General features: G+C 39.5%; 19 protein-coding genes and 1 riboswitch. Of the genes, 9 read left to right on the top strand and 10 right to left on the bottom strand.

The window, feature by feature from the left end:
• The first annotated feature begins 36 nt into the window (after nt 1-36).
• Together BCM40_RS04505 and BCM40_RS04500 are read left to right on the top strand one after the other, a co-directional pair.
• Nucleotides 37-1,398, top strand: coding sequence for an alanine/glycine:cation symporter family protein (locus BCM40_RS04505; RefSeq protein ID WP_065526951.1), 1,362 nt, complete (start codon nt 37-39; stop codon nt 1,396-1,398).
• A 58-nt stretch (nt 1,399-1,456) separates the two neighbouring features.
• A complete protein-coding gene (locus tag BCM40_RS04500) occupies nt 1,457-1,678 on the top strand; it encodes a DUF1128 domain-containing protein (protein WP_008431183.1) in 222 nt (73 codons plus the stop codon).
• Nucleotides 1,679-1,757: 79 nt separating this feature from the next.
• Here BCM40_RS04500 and BCM40_RS04495 read toward each other — a convergent pair whose 3' ends face one another.
• From BCM40_RS04495 to BCM40_RS04480, 4 genes are all read right to left on the bottom strand, one after another.
• Nucleotides 1,758-2,744, bottom strand: a complete 987-nt coding sequence (locus BCM40_RS04495; RefSeq protein WP_065526952.1) for a class I SAM-dependent methyltransferase — start codon at nt 2,742-2,744, stop codon at nt 1,758-1,760.
• Nucleotides 2,741-4,048: an FAD-dependent oxidoreductase gene (locus BCM40_RS04490; protein WP_065526953.1), complete on the bottom strand. Its 1,308-nt coding sequence runs from the start codon at nt 4,046-4,048 to the stop codon at nt 2,741-2,743. Before BCM40_RS04490 ends, BCM40_RS04495 begins: the two co-directional genes overlap by 4 nt.
• Nucleotides 4,049-4,159: 111 nt before the next feature.
• Nucleotides 4,160-5,071 carry a pseudouridine-5'-phosphate glycosidase gene (locus BCM40_RS04485; RefSeq protein ID WP_065526954.1) on the bottom strand — a complete coding sequence of 304 codons (912 nt, stop codon included), beginning with the start codon at nt 5,069-5,071 and terminating at the stop codon, nt 4,160-4,162.
• Nucleotides 5,068-6,162, bottom strand: coding sequence for a carbohydrate kinase (locus BCM40_RS04480; protein WP_065526955.1), 1,095 nt, complete (start codon nt 6,160-6,162; stop codon nt 5,068-5,070). The genes BCM40_RS04485 and BCM40_RS04480 overlap by 4 nt, the downstream gene beginning before the upstream one ends.
• Before the next feature lie 150 nt (nt 6,163-6,312).
• Between BCM40_RS04480 and BCM40_RS04475 the strand changes: the two genes are divergently transcribed.
• The 4 genes from BCM40_RS04475 to BCM40_RS04465 all read left to right on the top strand — a co-directional run bounded on the left by BCM40_RS04475 (nt 6,313) and on the right by BCM40_RS04465 (nt 9,748).
• The gene (locus tag BCM40_RS04475) at nt 6,313-7,545 is read left to right on the top strand and encodes an aminopeptidase (RefSeq protein WP_065526956.1); all 1,233 of its coding nucleotides are present in this window, start codon (nt 6,313-6,315) and stop codon (nt 7,543-7,545) included.
• 85 nt (nt 7,546-7,630) lie between these two features.
• Nucleotides 7,631-7,771, top strand: coding sequence for a hypothetical protein (locus tag BCM40_RS16455; protein ID WP_169818715.1), 141 nt, complete (start codon nt 7,631-7,633; stop codon nt 7,769-7,771).
• Between the two features lie 175 nt (nt 7,772-7,946).
• Nucleotides 7,947-8,954 (top strand): rod-share determining protein MreBH, encoded by a 1,008-nt coding sequence (gene mreBH, locus BCM40_RS04470; protein WP_065526957.1) that lies wholly within the window; start codon nt 7,947-7,949, stop codon nt 8,952-8,954.
• 227 nt (nt 8,955-9,181) lie between these two features.
• Nucleotides 9,182-9,748, top strand: coding sequence for a beta-class carbonic anhydrase (locus tag BCM40_RS04465; protein WP_065526958.1), 567 nt, complete (start codon nt 9,182-9,184; stop codon nt 9,746-9,748).
• Nucleotides 9,749-9,755: 7 nt separating this feature from the next.
• Here BCM40_RS04465 and BCM40_RS04460 read toward each other — a convergent pair whose 3' ends face one another.
• The 3 genes from BCM40_RS04460 to BCM40_RS04450 all read right to left on the bottom strand — a co-directional run bounded on the left by BCM40_RS04460 (nt 9,756) and on the right by BCM40_RS04450 (nt 12,673).
• On the bottom strand, nt 9,756-10,238 hold the full coding sequence (locus BCM40_RS04460; RefSeq protein WP_065526959.1) for a DinB family protein: 483 nt from the start codon (nt 10,236-10,238) through the stop codon (nt 9,756-9,758).
• An 85-nt stretch (nt 10,239-10,323) separates the two neighbouring features.
• Entirely contained in the window at nt 10,324-10,872 is a 549-nt protein-coding gene (locus tag BCM40_RS04455; protein WP_065526960.1) for a GNAT family N-acetyltransferase, read from the bottom strand.
• Between the two features lies 1 nt (nt 10,873).
• Nucleotides 10,874-12,673 (bottom strand): M3 family oligoendopeptidase, encoded by a 1,800-nt coding sequence (locus BCM40_RS04450; protein WP_065526961.1) that lies wholly within the window; start codon nt 12,671-12,673, stop codon nt 10,874-10,876.
• 193 nt (nt 12,674-12,866) lie between these two features.
• Between BCM40_RS04450 and BCM40_RS04445 the strand changes: the two genes are divergently transcribed.
• Nucleotides 12,867-13,595, top strand: coding sequence for a tryptophan-rich sensory protein (locus BCM40_RS04445; protein ID WP_065526962.1), 729 nt, complete (start codon nt 12,867-12,869; stop codon nt 13,593-13,595).
• Nucleotides 13,596-13,662: 67 nt separating this feature from the next.
• Here BCM40_RS04445 and map read toward each other — a convergent pair whose 3' ends face one another.
• Together map and thiT are read right to left on the bottom strand one after the other, a co-directional pair.
• Nucleotides 13,663-14,415 carry a type I methionyl aminopeptidase gene (map, locus tag BCM40_RS04440; protein WP_065526963.1) on the bottom strand — a complete coding sequence of 251 codons (753 nt, stop codon included), beginning with the start codon at nt 14,413-14,415 and terminating at the stop codon, nt 13,663-13,665.
• Nucleotides 14,416-14,542: 127 nt separating this feature from the next.
• Nucleotides 14,543-15,121 (bottom strand): energy-coupled thiamine transporter ThiT, encoded by a 579-nt coding sequence (gene thiT, locus BCM40_RS04435; RefSeq protein ID WP_065526964.1) that lies wholly within the window; start codon nt 15,119-15,121, stop codon nt 14,543-14,545.
• A 96-nt stretch (nt 15,122-15,217) separates the two neighbouring features.
• Nucleotides 15,218-15,315, bottom strand: a riboswitch (TPP riboswitch).
• A 145-nt stretch (nt 15,316-15,460) separates the two neighbouring features.
• On the opposite strand from thiT, the gene BCM40_RS04430 reads away from it, so the two are divergent.
• Together BCM40_RS04430 and BCM40_RS16450 are read left to right on the top strand one after the other, a co-directional pair.
• On the top strand, nt 15,461-16,534 hold the full coding sequence (locus tag BCM40_RS04430) for a M20 family metallopeptidase (protein WP_065526965.1): 1,074 nt from the start codon (nt 15,461-15,463) through the stop codon (nt 16,532-16,534).
• Nucleotides 16,535-16,599: 65 nt separating this feature from the next.
• Complete coding sequence (locus BCM40_RS16450) at nt 16,600-16,746, top strand: hypothetical protein (RefSeq protein ID WP_169818714.1); 147 nt, start codon at nt 16,600-16,602, stop codon at nt 16,744-16,746.
• Between the two features lie 60 nt (nt 16,747-16,806).
• On the opposite strand, the gene BCM40_RS04425 is transcribed toward BCM40_RS16450, so the two are convergent.
• On the bottom strand, nt 16,807-17,715 hold the full coding sequence (locus BCM40_RS04425) for an SGNH/GDSL hydrolase family protein (RefSeq protein ID WP_065526966.1): 909 nt from the start codon (nt 17,713-17,715) through the stop codon (nt 16,807-16,809).

Raw genomic sequence — 17,715 nt, 5'->3', positions numbered from 1 at the left:
ATAGATAGAAGAGGAGCGATATAAGGGGGAATAATAATGGCACAATTTGAAGAATTATTGGGTACGATTAGCGGATTTGTATGGGGACCACCTTTATTAATTTTATTAGTAGGAACAGGAATTTTCTTAACCGTTCGTTTAGGTGTCCTGCAGCTTCGTTTATTGCCTTATGCATTAAAATTGGTTTTCACTAAAAATACTGACACAACTTCTAAAGGAGATATTAGTCATTTCCAAGCACTTTCTACTGCAATGGCTGCCACAGTTGGTACCGGTAATATTGTCGGTGTTGCGACCGCTGTTATTCTTGGTGGACCAGGTGCTATTTTCTGGATGTGGTTTTCTGCATTCTTCGGGATGGCGACTAAATACGGTGAAGCCATTCTTGCTGTTAAGTATCGTGTAGTAGACGCCAGAGGCCAAATGGCTGGCGGACCTATGTATTACCTTGAACACGGATTAAAACAAAAATGGTTAGCAGTATTATTTGCTATTTTCGGAGCCATTGCTGCTTTTGGTATCGGGAACGGAACACAATCAAACTCCGTTGCATCGGTTGTTCGTGATACATTTAGCGTTCCAACATGGATTACAGGAATCATTTTAACAATATTCACTGCTCTAGTTTTACTTGGCGGGATTAAGAGTATCGGACGTGTTACCTCTTTCTTTGTTCCTTTCATGGCATTATTTTATATAATCGCAGGTATCATTATTATGATTCTGAACATGGAATTGATTCCAGCTGCTCTTGGTACAATTTTCAGTGCTGCATTTACAGGTGAAGCTGCAGTCGGTGGTGCTATTGGTGCTGCTATTCGCTATGGTGTCGCACGAGGCGTATTCTCCAACGAAGCTGGACTTGGATCGGCTCCGATCGCTGCAGCTGCTGCTATCACAGATTTACCTGGACGTCAGGCATTAGTGTCAATGACACAAGTACTTTTTGATACAATCATTATTTGTTCAATCACAGGTGTGACGATTGTTATGTCAGGTCTTTATAAAGATGAAACTCTTGAAGGCGCCGCATTAACAACGGCTGCTTTCGAACAATTTCTAGGAGGCGCAGGTCCGATTATCGTAGCTATCGGTTTAATCTTCTTTGCATCTTCTACGATTATTGGTTGGTCATATTACGGAGAGAAATGTTTCCAATACTTATTTAAGAATCCAGCATTGCTGATTGTTTACCGCGTAGCATTTGTCTTAATGGTATTCGTTGGTGCAACTGTTTCACTTGATGTTGTCTGGACTTTCTCTGACGTTATGAATGGATTAATGGCATTCCCTAACTTAATCGGACTTCTCGGTTTGTCAGGTGTCATTGTTCTAGAAACGAAACGCATTATTGCAAAAATCAAAGAAGAAAAAGAAGCAAAACAAGCTGGCAATTGACATTGCATTTGAATAATGAAATGATAAAGTATACCCACCTGAAAGGCAGGAACTTATCATGGACTTATCTACACCTTCTCCAGAAAATGTCAGCTTCATGATCGAAGAAATAAAAGCAAAATTGCGTATGGTCAATGTTGATGCAATGAAAGCTGAACATTTCAACGCTTCTCAATATGAAGATTTACATGACTTATACCAAATGGTCGCAACACGCGACAAGTTTAGTACAAGTGAAATGCAAGCTATTGCAACTGAACTTGGTTCATTACGCAAGTAATAAAAACAACCTTGAAGGCGAATATCCTTCAAGGTTGTTTTTTATTTTTCCTTATACCTGTCGAACCTTAACGGCTTCTTCAGCTTTTCTTTTCATATTGCACAATATACCAGCCTCCTTCTTTTATGACGGTTTGGATGCTTAGTAATTTGAGACCTGCTTGCTCTCCCCATTCGACCAACTCTTCTCGTTCTGGTAAACGGTATAAATTGTCGAAAGATGAGAAAAAGCTATTAAAGACATTGGCAAATGGCGGGCTATCACTATCGCCTGCAATTGGTGTCACCACTGATAAAATTCCTTTTTCTTTAACCCAGCTGGCTAATTCTTTAAATAGATCTTGGCGTTTGTCGAGGTCGATATAGTGAATGACGTTGTTCATCATAACCATCCCTTGTTGTTCGTCGGGTTTGTATTCCCAAAGATCTGCGTTTTCAATCGATATGTTGTTGTTTTCTTCCGTCAGACTCTTCGCCACTTCTGCTACTGCTGGACTTATTTCTATGCCAGTAAAATGCGTATTTGGAAAGCGTTCAGCTAATTTTTTAATATAGCCTCCTTCACCACAACCAATATCTAATACTGTATCCATGTGCTTTTCTTTTAACCTTCTTGTCATTTTCGGCAACGCTAATACTTCTAGCAAACGACTTGTCTCAGCCACAGTTGGTGCGTGCTTTTCTTCATCAAAATGAAGACGTTCCTGCTTACGCATCATGTCGGGATAACTTAAAAGTGTTGGAATATGCAATTCCATCATTTCTTTTAAGAGCACACCAGACGAATTATTGCCTTTTGGTTTTGGCAACTTCCAAGCATTCCACGTTTTATAACGATCTCTTCCAGCTTCTTTTAAATGACCAATTGAGACACCTACACTGACCCACTGATTTAATAAATCTTCATCCAGTTGAAGAGCATCTGCAACATCCCATTTTGTTACTGGGCGCTCGAATGCTTTAAATAAATCTAATTCATACCCAACATAAGCATGCCAACTATACAAAAAAGGCTGGTTGCGCTTCATATACATTCTTGCTTTAAACATTTTCATCACGTCGATCATATGAGTCCCTCCGTTTTCCATGGATAATCATCTTCCGGTGTATAGTACTTTAATTCTTTTCGATCTTTCGGCAAATCCTTCATACGTACAGGCATAATGCCACCTTGTATAAATCGATCACGAACATTTTCTTTCCACATGCCAAGACCCGACACATTCAACATTTGCTTAAAGTGGAGAATGGGATCTTCTTCCATACGTTCAAATGTTCGCTGGCGTATATAGCTCACCGGTTTAAATGGAAACGAATAGGCTAGAGCTGCTAAATGACTCAATTGAATCACATGATCAGCGCGTTTATAACGAACATGTTCATACCATTTTAAATTGCTTGGATGAATTTTTTTCTGTTCGAACATGTCTGCTGTTAATTCCCCTAAAATATCGGCGTCTTGTATTGCCATGTTCATCCCTTCTCCTGCCATTGGATGAACAGCGTGGCAGGCGTCTCCAATAATTGCTTTATTGCCTTTAACATAAGAATTTGCATGATACATGACAGGAATCATCAATTGAATTTTTTTCCAATCGCTTAATTGTTGAACATAACCATCTACGACAGGTGCTAAGTCTGTATAAAGTTTATGAAAATGACTAATTGGCTTTTCTTTTAACTGTTTGTAATCGCCTGGAGGGATCAAATACACACTGCGAACTTGATCATCTGGTAGCGGAAAAAGACCTAAAAACCGATTATATGTAGAAATAATTTTGCCATCTGTAAAATCCTTCGCTCGCGGAAAAGTAACTGTTAAAAAGTGATGATTGTACGTGGTTTGTTTTACTTCTACCTCCATCGCTTTTCGGGTAACCGATGAACGCCCTTCTGCGCCAAAAAAGAATTTGGCTTCCACTTCAAATTTCTCTGTTCCTTTTTGGAGGATAGCTGTTTTATCTCCGTACCCTTTACAGGCAGTCCCTTTTAAATAGTGAAAATTATTATATTTACATGCAGCATTTAATATAACCGCTTTTAACTCTTCGTGATGCATCATATACGCTGCATTGTATTTACCGGGTAAGACGTTGTAATCCATGAATGATTGGTCTTTTACTTGCAAAGAGCTAGAAAGTTCAAGCATATCTAATACTTTAATTTCGTTTGACCGATCACATATTTGCTCATAAATTCCAAGTTCATCAAAGATCTGCATGCTTTTTGGTTGTAATAGCTCCCCTTTATAGGTGGGTGCCTTTACAGCCATTCGCTCGGCAAGAATTACTTGGGTGCCTCGTTGTGCCAATTTCAAAGCAAGCGTCAATCCACCAATTCCGCCTCCGCCAATGAATACATCTGTTTTCATTCACCTCAACCCCTTGCATCTCTTTACCCTAAATTTAAGACATTAAAAACCACTAATCGCTTTCCAACAAAAAAAGAAGCCCACGAATGGACTTCTTTTCACAAATTCTTCTTAAAGTTTGTTATAAGCTACGGCGAGTTCTGCTCCAACTTTTGCATTATGCTTCACTAACTCAATATTGGCCACTAAACTTTTGCCTTCTGTTAATTCTTTTACTTTACCTAACAGGAAAGGCGTAACTTCTTTCCCAGAAATGCCATTGTCAGTTGCCTCAGCCATTGCCTGTGCAATAATGTCGTTAATGAACGATTCTTCTAGCGCATGCTCTGCTGGAATTGGATTTGCGATAACTGCTCCGCCATCAATGCCTAAATCCCATTTTGCTTTTAGTACTTTTGCCAACTCATCTGCGTTGTCTGTACGGAACGTTAACTCAAAATTACTAGAACGCGTGTAGAATGCTGGCATTACATCAGTTTGGTAGCCGATAACGGGAACACCTTTTGTTTCAAGGTATTCCATTGTTAACCCAATATCCAAAATTGATTTTGCTCCTGCACATACAACAGCCACTCCCGTCTGAGAGAGTTCTTCCAAATCTGCTGAAATGTCCATCGTTGTTTCTGCACCTCTGTGTACTCCACCAATACCACCCGTAGCAAAAACACGAATGCCCGCAAGTTCTGCGCAGATCATCGTTGCTGCTACAGTTGTTGCTCCAATTTGATTTGTTGCGATTATTTGACCGATGTCTCTTCTCGAAACTTTAGAAACACCTGGCGTGTTCCCAAGTAATTCTAATTCTTCTTCAGACAAACCGATTTTAATTTTGCCGTCCATTATTGCGATAGTTGCTGGAACTGCACCGTTATCACGGATAATTTGCTCGACGATACGAGCTGTTTCGACGTTTTGTGGATAAGGCATACCATGTGAAATAATAGTTGACTCGAGCGCTACGATTGGTTTTTTGCCCTCTAGTGCCTGTTGTACTTCTGTTGAATACGAAATCATTGTGTTCATTGTATTTCCTCCAGTTCTTTTTGTAGTTGTATCGCTGTTAATTCATTACGGACAGTCATGTTGCTTTCTAACGTTTTTGCCGCATTTACCATCCCCGCACGAATCGCTCCGTCTAAATCTTGGTTACCTAATATGCTATGGACGATTGCACTTGAAAATGCATCCCCAGCACCTGTCACGTCGGCTACATGTTCGACTGGTATTGAAGAATAGTGTTTAGTACCTGTGGAATTTCCAGCTATAGCGCCGTCTTTTCCACCTGTAATCACCACTGACTCTGCTCCTCGATCTACAATTTGTTGAGCGGCCTGATACCACTCTTCGGTTGACTCTATGGATATGTGCAAATATTTACTTGCTTCATCGCGATTTAAAATTAGCCAACTAACCCCAGATAAATCATCACTCAAATGATTCATCTTTGGAGCCGATACCGGAATAACCGCCAATGAAATGCTGTTAGCTAAAGCAAGTTTTCGTACATATTCTACCGTGTCACGTGGACAGTTTAAATCCATTATAAGAAAGGTTGCAGACAGTAAAGCACTTTCATTTTTCGAAAGATAGCTTGGTGTCATAAAATCATATATTTTCATATCTGCCATTGCTAATATCATTTCACCATCAGGTTCTAAAATCGCTGTGTAGGTTCCAGTTGAAAGGCCTTCGACCGCTTTGGTAAGTTCTGTAGACATAAACGAACTTGATGCTGCTTCGATTAACTCCCACTCTGGATCATTTCCAACAATGGACAATAACTTTACCGAATTGCCTAATCGTCCCAAATTTTCAGCAACATTTCTCGCAACTCCCCCAACACTGCCAGAAACAGATGCTGGGTTTGAAGTGCCCATCTGTGCAGGCTGCTGCATTAGGAATTTCCTATCAACATTCGCCCCCCCAATACAAATGACTGTTTTTTCTTCTGGTAATACATAGGCGCGTCCTAAAATTTTACCTTGTCTCATTAGGCTCGAGATGAAATTGGCTAGCGAAGGTCTAGACATGTTTAACTTTTCCGCCATTTCTTGTTGGGACAGGTACGGATTTCGGCGGATCAATTCTAAAACTTCCATTTCTTTCTGATTCATTTCAACACCCCCTGTTTTAAACTTTTGTTTAATTATAAACTTTTGTAATAAATAAAACAAGAGAAATATTTAATTAGCTAGTATGTTATAAATCGTTGCAGGCTGTGACTGAAAATTGCTACTATAGAAGAGATGAGAGGAGAGATTTATTTGACGTCTTTTAATGAGAAATTAGCCCGCTATGCTGAACTAGCTATAAAAGTGGGAGTAAATATTCAACCTGGTCAACAACTTTATATCGCTGCTTCTATCGACTCTGCGCCTTTTGTTCGACTGCTTGCACAAAAAGCTTATGAAACCGGTGCCAAACAAGTGCACGTCGATTGGTCTGATGATGCTATTACACGTTTACGCTTTGAATTAGCACCAGAAGATTCGTTTTCACAATTTCCTTCTTGGAAAGTTCAAGAGCGTGAACAATTAGCAGAGCAAGGGGCTGCTTTTATCAGTGTCGTGTCTCAAAGTCCAGATTTATTAGCTGGAATCGATTCAAAACGGATTGCCGATTCACAAAAAGCGACGGGACAGGCATTGAGCAAGTATCGTCAATATGTGCAATCTGACAAAATTAGTTGGGTAGTTCTTGCAGCCCCTTCCTCCGATTGGGCAGCGAAAGTATTTCCTGAATTGTCAAAAGAGCAGCAAGTTGACGCGTTATGGGATGCCATTTTCAAAGCTGTTCGTGCAGACTTGGATCAACCCATCGAGGCATGGGCAGAACATAACCGCTTATTGCATACAAAAGTTCATTACTTGAACGATAAAAAGTATGCGAAACTACATTACACCTCACCTAAAACTGATTTAGAAGTTGCACTTCCAAAAGGTCATTTGTGGTGTGGAGCTGGATCGGTTAACGAAAAAGGCGATACTTTTATGGCCAATATGCCAACTGAAGAAGTGTTCACCGTGCCGTATAAAACAGGGGTAAATGGCTATGTTTCGAGTACGAAGCCTTTAAGCTATGGGGGAAATATTATTGACGACTTTAAAATAACATTTAAAGACGGGAAAATTGTCGATGCTACAGCTGCACAAGGTGAAGATGTACTGAAACAACTAATTGCTACCGATGAAGGTTCACACTTCCTAGGAGAAGTGGCACTAGTTCCCCATCATTCGCCGATTTCGGATTCGAATATATTATTCTATAATACGCTGTTCGATGAAAATGCTTCGAATCACTTCGCCATTGGTAGTGCATATGCATTTTGCCTCGAAGGTGGGAAAACAATGTCACAAGAAGAATTATTGGAAAATGGCTTGAACCAAAGCATCACACATGTGGACTTCATGATAGGTTCTTCTGAAATGGATATTGATGGAATTTTAGAAGATGGTTCGCGTGAACCGATTTTCCGTGGAGGCAACTGGGCTTTTTAAGTATCGATAATTCGACACTTATTTTTTCCTTCAAAATCAGGTATACTTAATATTGATAATTACAGTTTAGAGAGGAGTTATCATTATGTTTTATGACATCACTGTCGTTCTCGGCTTTATGGTCGTCATTTTCATCTTTTTCTTTACGCTTCTTCACTTTCTTGGGAAAGAGCTTCACACGCACGATTCTGAGCATGTAGATCCGATTCCTGAAAAAAAATACTAAGCGATAAAAACCGGCTTCTTTATTGAAGTCGGTTTTTATATTTTTTATTAGTTGATTTCCTGCAATAGGCATTATCCTTAGACCTACTTTAGGTTCCTTGGACTCTTTCGTTTGTTGGTGAGTAGTGATAAAATTCTAACAAGTTTAGGTTTTTATTTATAGGAGGTAGTCGTGAATGTTTTCTGCAACAGCTATTGGTATTGATTTAGGAACTGCAAATATATTAGTTTATACAAAAGAAAAAGGCATTATTATAAATGAACCTTCGATGGTTGCCCTAGATGCAAAGACACGTGCAGTTTTAGCTATTGGCAATGAAGCAAAAGCAATGCTTGGAAAAGCTCCAGATTCCATCCTTATTGTTCGTCCGTTAAAAGATGGCGTAATCGCAGACTTCGATGTAACAAGAGAATTATTGACCATTGTTATGCAAAGAGCCTTGAAAGAACTTGGGAGTGCTTTTCGGAAACCTACCGTTATGGTTTGTACACCATCCGGAGCCACTAAAGTTGAACGTCGTGAAATTCACGATGCAGTCAAAAAAAGCGGCGCTAAAAGCGTTCACTTGATTGAAGAAACGGTTGCAGCTGCAATCGGCGCAAATTTGCCAATTAGTGAACCTGTTGCAAGTGTTATTGTTGATATCGGTGGTGGTACGACAGAAGTCGGCATCATCTCTTTTGGTGGAGTCGTGTCATCAAACACGGTTAAAGTAGCTGGCGATCGCATGGATGAAGACATTATTCATTATGTTCGAAAACAATACAATGTTTTAATCGGTGAACGCACCGCCGAAAATATCAAAAAAGAAATTGGTTATGCACCGATTTCACATGAAGTCGAAAAGATGGACATACGTGGACGTGACATTATGACGGGCCTACCTAAAACAATTACTTTAAGTTCACTTGAAACACAAGACGCGCTGAAAGAATCGTTATCTGCCATTCTTGAGTGCATTCGTGCCACGCTGGAAAATTGTCCAGCTGAGTTGTCTGGGGACATGGTGGACCAAGGAGTAGTGATTTCCGGTGGCGGTGCCTTACTAAAAGGTTTGCAAGAATGGCTGTCAAAAGAAATTTCAGTACCAGTTCACATCGCACCTCAGCCATTAGAATCTGTGGCTATTGGAACTGGATTATCACTTGGCATGATCAAGCAATTAGAAAAGATGTCACGGTAAACACATCGAGACTAAAGCAAACCCAAGTTCATGGGATTGCTTTAGTCTCTTTTCCTTTACTCATCGATGTTTCTCTCTTCTCCCCTTACCTAAAACAAACTGTAAACAATCTACATAATTGAAAGATGACTATATTCCTGATTTCTAAAAATTTCTCTGTTTCGATTCGTATTTCTCAGAAGTTTAGATTAAAATAAAAGAGTATCATTCGATAAGGGGGAAGATTAATGGCTTTACTAGACCAAATTTTAGAGTACAACGAAGAGTTCGTGAAAGAAAAAAAGTATGAGGAATACATGACTACTAAATTTCCGGATAAGAAAGTTGTTATTTTAACTTGTATGGATACGCGACTTGTTGAAATGTTGCCAAAAGCAATGAATTTTAAAAATGGTGATGTAAAAATTGTTAAAAGTGCTGGAGCTGTCATTAATCATCCTTTTGGTGGCATCATGCGTAGCCTAATTGTCGCGGTGTACGAATTAAATGCAGATGAAATTTACATTATTGGACACCACGACTGTGGGATGTCCGCAATTAAACCTAATGAAATTCTTGAAAAGATGAAATTACGAGGAATTGACGAAAAGACCATTGAGATGATGGAATATTCTGGAGTAGACTTAGAAGGTTGGCTTCGCGGCTTTGATGAAGTAACGGAAAGTGTTGCGCATAGTGTTAATATGGTGCGCCATCATCCATTGTTAGACAAAAATGTTCCTGTGCATGGGCTAGTTATTGACCCAACAACAGGTAAATTAGATATTGTTGTAAATGGCAATGAAAACCGCTGAGAAATTCTCAGCGGTTTTCTTTTTGGAAATAAATATAATCGAGTGCGATTCCTTCTTTGCCAAATTGTCGAAGCAAAGATGTAACCTGTCCTCTATGATAGCTTGCATGGTTAACAAAAGTGAACAACATTTCTTCTCTTGTCGTAGAAAATTTATCTCCGCGCATATTCCGGTAATGAAGTGTCTCTTCCCACTGCTGATCCGTGCGGGATGAGAAAAACCTTTCCATTTCTTCATGCAACAACACATACGCTTCAATTGCTTTTGCTGTTGTTTCAACATCAAAATGTTCGAACGTTGGGTTCGTGACGCCCGACATTCGGAGTAGCCATAGTTTTTCCACGCCTAAGACATGCTCAGTTGTTTCTTGAATAGAAGCAAAAGAGTTTGCTCCTTCTTTACTGTAAAATTCTTCGCCTACATTTTGGACGTGTTGCAAACAAGCGATAGCTGCCCATTTATGATAAGAGAATAATTTATCTTTATCCATTCTTCGCACCTTCTTCTCTTGGTATTCACGATTCAAACCAACGATGCAGCTCATTCCACCATTTTTTATAGGTGGCCTTACCCTTTCAAAACTCTTGCTCGATCAAGGCATAATAGTAATGATCTTTCCATTCGCCATTGATATAAAGAAATTGCTTTAGTAAGCCTTCCTGACGAAATCCAGTTTTTTCTAACACTCGAATCGACCCAACATTATCAGGAGAGACATATGCTTCGATTCGGTGAAGGCGCAATTGTTCGAAACCAAAGATAGTCATTAACTTTACTGCTTCCGTAGCAATTCCTTTACCTACATATTTTTCATCAATCGAGTAACCAACTAAGGCGCTTAAAAAAGGCATCCGTTTGACGCTATAAACAGATATATGACCGATTAATTTGTTTGTCTTATGTTCAAAAATTCCTACACTGTATTCCCGGTTTTCTCTCGCTTGATAAATTGACTCTCGAATTTTTTCCCGTTGAACGGCTGGTGTAAAATAGCTATCACGGTGGCTTGGTTCGTAAACAGACCAATACCCCCGATTTCGCAAGAGCAAGTGCACCATTTCTTCAGCATCTTCAACTGTTAAGCTCCGCAAATAACAAGTCTGTCCTTCAAAAAGCAAGTTCATATTAAGCCTCAGCAGATGTCAGTGAAATGAATTCTTTGGCATCTTGGATACACAAAGCGATTCCTTTTTCCCAAAACGCCTGTTGTGTAATATCTTCCCCCAAATGTTTCATCGCCAAATCTTCTGCAGACATTACTGCTGTATCACGAAGCAAAGCCATATACTTTTCTTCAAAGCTACTTCCTGCTTCTAAAGCTTTTGCGTATACACTCAAAGAGAATAAGTATCCGAACGTATACGGGAAATTATAAAATGGTACTTGCGTAATATAAAAATGAAGTTTAGATGCCCAGAAATGCGGATGCGTTGAAGACAAGCCCCCAGCAAATCCTTCTTGTTGAGCTTGTTCCATTAATTCATTTAGACGAGCTGCAGGAACGACCCCTTTTTTACGTTCTTCATAAAATCGTGTTTCAAAAAGGAAACGGGAATGAATATTCATGAAAAATGCGACGCTTCGTTGAACTTTATCTTCTAGTAAAGCGATTTTTTCTTCTTTAGACTGTGCATTTTTCACTGCCGCATCTGCAACAATCATTTCAGCAAACGTAGAAGCAGTTTCTGCTACGTTCATTGCGTAGGACCGATTTAATGAATGAACAGGTCGCAATGCATAAGAATGGAATGCATGTCCTAATTCGTGTGCGAGTGTTGCCACATTCGACATGGAGCCGCTATATGTCATAAAAATACGAGACTCTTCACTTAATGGCAAACCTGTACAAAATCCACCCGGTCGTTTGTTCGGACGATTTTCAGCTTCAATCCATCCTTTTTCAAACGCTTGTTTTGCAAAATACTCTAATTCAGGACCAAATTTACCGAATTGCTTTAAGATAAATTCTGCTCCTTCTTGATAAGAGAATTGCTGTGTACTTTCTGTTACCGGTGCATCTACGTCATACCAATCCAATCCATCTTTGCCTAGTAATTCTGCTTTTTTGGTTAAATAATCAACAAAAGGTTGTTTGTTTTTACTAATTGCTCCCCACATTGCATCTAATGTTTCTTGTTTCATGCGATTAATATGCAACGGCTCTTGCAATACATTTTCCCATCCACGTTTTTTGTAAATTTCGAGGCGGAATCCTCCAATTGAATTTAGCGTTTTTGCAAAAAACTCTTCCTTTTCGGTCCAAGCTTCTTCTAGCTTTTCATACGATTCTTTGCGTACAGCCGAATCTTTATGAGAACTTAAGTTGTTTGCTTGTCCTACGGATAATAATTTCGTTTCTCCATCAACCGTTACTGTGACCTTAATTTCGCCTACGAGCATATCGTATAATTGGCTCCACCCATGATACCCATCCGTACTTAAAGCTGTAATCATACTTTCTTCTTTTTCTGAAAGTAATTGTTTTGCTTCTTCCCGCCATTCATTCAAGATAAATGTGAATTTACGTAAAAGATCTTCATTCAATAGCTCATTCCATACCGCGTCTTCTGTCTTTGTTAAATCTTGTTGGATTTTCTGAAAAGAATTTTGGAAACGAGCCGAAAGTGAAGCTGCTTCACTTTCTAAAATCCCCGCTTTTTTATCTTGTGTATTTTGTGCCATTAAACAGCCAATAAAAGCCCCTGACTGGCTTAAGTGCCTCATTACTTCACTCATTTTTTCTAACAAATCGTATACATTTTCAGCATCTTCTTTTCCAGTTGGCCCTTTAAATTTTTGAACAAGTTTTTCAAATTCCGTAAGCATTGTTACTGCTTGGTTCATATGTAACCGCAATTCTTGAGATTCGCTGCCGCCTGAAAACAGCGTATCCAAATCCCATGTTTCCGGATATTTCACTGTCATAGTAATGCCCCCTGGTAAACTAAATTTTCTAAAAACACTTATTAGTATATCATTTTTTATTCGGATACTGGAATATTATTCCCTTCAAATCTTCAACACTTCACCTTATCGACATTTTTAGGGATTTATTTGGAAAAGGTTAATTGTTGATTGAAACTATGGCAGGTATACTAAAGTAAGGGAGGGATTTCGTATGATCCGTGTTTTACTGATGACAATTGCATTTATTGCTGTAATTGTGATGAATACTTTAGCAAACACCTTGCCATTAAATGGCCAAACAACAGGTGAAGTGTCTAATCGACTATTGGTTCTGTTCACACCTGCCGGTTACGTATTTTCAATTTGGAGCATTATATACCTTTTGCTAGCTGTCTGGATTATTGCTTTTTGGGTCCGCTTACGAAAAGGACAGACCCCTTCTTACACGTTGGCATTGATGTTCATATTAAGTTGCGTGTTCAATATTAGTTGGCTGCTATTATGGCATTATGAGTTTTTCGCCACATCAATCGTTGCCATGCTTGGCTACCTAATTGCCTTAATCATCCTTTACTTGCAATATGCAAATTCAGAAAAATCATTTACTGAGCGCTTACCCATTTCGATTAATATGGGTTGGATCAGTGTAGCAACTATTGCCAATATCAGTTTCGTTCTAACTTATTATAATTGGAATGGATGGGGACTGAGTGATCAATTGTGGACTGTGATTATGTTGACCGTTGCCACTGCACTTGCTTTGCACATCCGTTTTCATCATATGGACATTCCTTATGCCGCTGTTTTTATTTGGGCCTTTATCGGAATTGCGATCAAACACGGAACTGGAGAAATGCTTGTAACTACTGCCTCTCTATTCTTAAGTGGCGTAATACTGACAGGTATTTTGCTTATTAAAAAAAGAAACCCAATAAATTAAAAACCTGTAGACATCTCGATTTCACGAGATTGTCTGCAGGTTTTTAAAATTGAAAAAATAAATACGATTAGTTGTTCAACTTCGTTAGCAAAATCGGCTCACCTTTTGTCACAAGAACCGTATGCTCAATTTGTGCTACTAATGATTGATCTGGTGTGATAAATGTCCAACCATCACCTGATTCAATGATGTGTTCAGACTTTTGTGAGATAAAAGGCTCTACTGCTAGCACCATGCCCTCTTTTAATATCGTTGTTTCCCATGCATCGTAATAATTTAAAATGTGCTGAGGCGCCTCATGAAGCGATTTACCAATGCCATGTCCCGTCAAGTTTTTGATAACAAACAAACCTTGTTCTTTTGCTTCGCGCTCAACTGCTTTACCGATTTGGTTTAGTTTAGCGCCCGCTTTAACTTTTGTCATTGCGCGATCAAAAGCAGAAGCTGCAGCTGCACAAATTTTTTCTTTTTCTGCATGTCCTTCTCCTACTACAAACGATATTCCTGTATCAGAGAAATAGCCCTCGTATGAACCCGAAACATCAATATTCACAATATCTCCATCTTGGATTACACGGTTGCCTGGAATGCCGTGAGCTACTTCTTCATTAACACTAATGCATGTGTACCCTGGGAAGTCGTATTCTGATTTTGGCCCAGATACGCCCCCAAGTTCTTCAAATAATTTGCCACCCAATTCATCAATTTCTTTTGTTGTAACGCCGGCTTTCGTTGCCGCTTTCATCGCTTCACGAATTTCAGCTACCATTTGGCCAGCTTTTTTTAACATTTCAATATCTTTTTCAGTAGTTGCAATCATTAAATACCCTTCTTTCAAGCTTTTCTATTCAAAAATTATACCACAAAATTTATACAGAGGCTCCCGTCCTGTTTGAATCTCTTCTAGCGATTCATAGAAAAAAGACTGTCCGAAGACAGCCTTTACATTATTGAGCTTCAGCATTCACCAATTTTGGAGCAGCTGCGAAAAGCGCTGAACAAACAAAAGCAGCGAGTAAAAATACAGGGATCATATACGTAGCATTGTACACAGCAGAGTAAATTACTACATTGCCTTCAGCAAACATACCGAAGAACAAAATACCGGTGACGACATGCACGAAATAACGCAATACCGATGCAATAAGCACGCCTGAGACAATTGCGATTAGCATTTTTCCAGTTTGCTTCGCTTCCGCATGCTGCAAATATTTTGCGCGCATCACACCCGCGAATCCGACCACAGCATATGCTAATAGATAATCCAATATCACTTGCATAACGACAAAGCCGAATGACAAAGGGGTTACAGAGATAAAGCCAGAAACAATTTGTAACAAGCCGACTAACAAGCCAGTTAAAACGCCCGCACCAACACCTCTTCTAAAAGCGATTAAGACGATTGGAATCATGACTAAACTAACTGAACCGCCTTGTGGCATCCGGAATGATATAAAGTCTAAAACAAATCCAAGAGCTGCAAAAATTGCAATTTCCATCATTAACAAAACTTTTTTATTTCTCATGACTTCCTCCTTATGTGTTGTGCACATCACCAGAAGGGCCGCGAATAAAACCATTATAAAAACGACGCTAGGACAGAGCCAGGCGTCGTTGTAAGGACCGGTTTCTATCCACATCCCTGCGCAAGTGTTAACTTACAGGTTCAAAGGGTAAGAACAGATGTTCACTCTCAGCTAAAGCTCCCCTTGTGGTGTATACAAATATTTAACTTTCACCTGTATTGTACACAAGCCTCCTGTTTATTGCAAGGCTGTTTTATCACACACTCATAGGGTAAAGTAGAGACTAGTAATGATAGTCGAAAGGTGGTGGAGGCAGCCGTATATTGGGCTTGCCAAAAAATGATCGAACTATTAAAGGATTTGATTAAAATTCAAAGCGATTCCAAAGAAGGAGCTAATGAAGCACTTCTTTTTTGCGCAGAATGGTTAAAAGAAAAAGGTGAGGCTGTTACTGTACATGATAATAACGGATATAAGATGCTTACTTCTGCTAAAGGAAAAGGAGCTGAAACCATTGTTTGGAATGGTCATGTTGACGTAGTGCCAGGACATGAAGAACAATTTAATCCGATAGTAGAACAAGATCGCCTTTACGGACGAGGTGCTGCGGATATGAAAGCAGGAGTTGCAGCAATGATGCAAGCTTTTGTAGACCTTGATCGTTCCAAATTGGCACGAAGTGTTCAATTACATATTGTAACCGATGAAGAAACTGGCGGACGCAATACATCCAAATGGCTAGTCGAGCAAGGTTACACCGGCGATTTCGTTATTTGTGGTGAACCTACTGGGTTGAAAGTAGGTTTACAATCGAAAGGCGTTTTACAATTGGATATGACATTCAAAGGAAAGCCCGCTCATGGTAGTCGTCCATGGGAAGGCATCAATGCCATTGAATCTGCCATGAAGTTTCATATGGCAGTTGCTGATTTACCCTTTCAAAAAGAATCGACCGAATACTACGAAAAGCCTTCTGTTAACTTGCCGATTATTAAAGCGGGAGATCGTTATAACGTAGTACCCGATATTTGCGAAATGTCATATGATATCCGCTATATGCCCGGCCAGAAAAAAGAAGAGATTATCCGACAGTTGGTCGACTTAGCTAAAACTTTGGATATCGAAATGGACTGTAAAAAAGAAGAAACTGCTCCTGCTTTAACTACTACAAAAGAAAATCCATATATACAAAACTTACAAAACGTGATTTTAACTACTACTGGGCAAAAACCAATTTTATTTGGTCAACACGGGGCTGCAGATACACAATATTATGCAGCGGTACAAGGCGGAGAAGGTGCTATCGAGTTCGGACCTAGTGGTGATGATTGGCATGGCAATGCTGAATACGTATTGATTTCAAGTGTTCATGCATTCAAGGACATATTAGTTGCCCTTGCTCACTCTAAATAAGGATGTTTGTTTTTTGTAAACTTAGGGAAAAGTAAATTACTATCCTCATGAATGGAGAGATTTAAATGGCATTAGGAAGATTATTAAAATCCGCTATTAAATACGGACCAATTGCATACCCAATTATTCGAAAAGTATTGAACAAAAGAAAACAAGGCAAAAATGAACAAACCACTAGAGAACAATCTTCTACACGAGGGAAAAAACGTTAATAGAAAAAGGGCTGGCATATTTATGCCAGCCCTTTTTCTATTATCCTTCTAAGAGAGTCTTCAACTATAGGGGAGCATTTCTCTCAATGCCAAATAATTGGTTTGACTGCGATCTGATGGTCGTTCTACTGTTTCTTTGGCATCGCGATCTACTGGACTCTCTGAATTTTCTTCGTCCTGTATTTCCATAATTTCTTCAAAAGATAATGGATTCGGTACTGGCAATTCATCGTCTTCTACGTTCCATGCCTCTTCGTATTCATCAAAAAACGCATTTGCCATTGTCTGATAGCCTACTGTATTTGGATGGACATCAGCAGGATTTGGAATTTGGCTTATAGCATTTTCACCAAATGGCTCATCTACGGAGATGAATACAGCTCCTGCTTTTTCAGCTGTTCGTTCCAGAATTTCATTTAACCGATCCAGCTGTTTGCCTGTTCCTTTTTTCTGATTGTCACGAACGTGTGGATACGCAAAATAATAACCCATAACAAAAACCTCTGCGTTCGGCGTTTTCTCAGAAAGCTCAGTTAAGATAGTTTCCATATTTTTTCTTGCCTCATTGAGAGCAAAATCTACTTGACGTTGTTGAAAACTTAATGCCCCTTGTTTCGGATCATTTTGTACAAGGCGTAAAATGTCATTCGCTCCGGCTGATATAGTAATAAGGTCAGCTGATTCGAGTACTTTCTTCGCGTCATCTGTTTGAATACTATCTAGCACATCAGCCGTCGTGAAACCGGGAAACGCCAATTCTTTTGAAAAGTCTACTGGATGATTGCGCGATAGTTCTTGCGCGATCAAATCTGCATATCCAGCATCAATTTGCCTCTCTGGTGTTTGACCTGCCGCTAAAGAATCACCAATCGCGACATAATCCTTAGGAAGTTCGGGCTTTGACTGTGCCTGAGCTGTTCCACTGAAAAGAAGCAGTCCAGCTACTGCTGAAATCCAGTACTTCTTCAT

The sequence above is a fragment of the Planococcus donghaensis genome (genome assembly GCF_001687665.2).
GTDB classification, from domain to species: Bacteria; Bacillota; Bacilli; order Bacillales_A; family Planococcaceae; genus Planococcus; species Planococcus donghaensis.
This window is presented reverse-complemented; position numbering and strand designations above follow the sequence as displayed.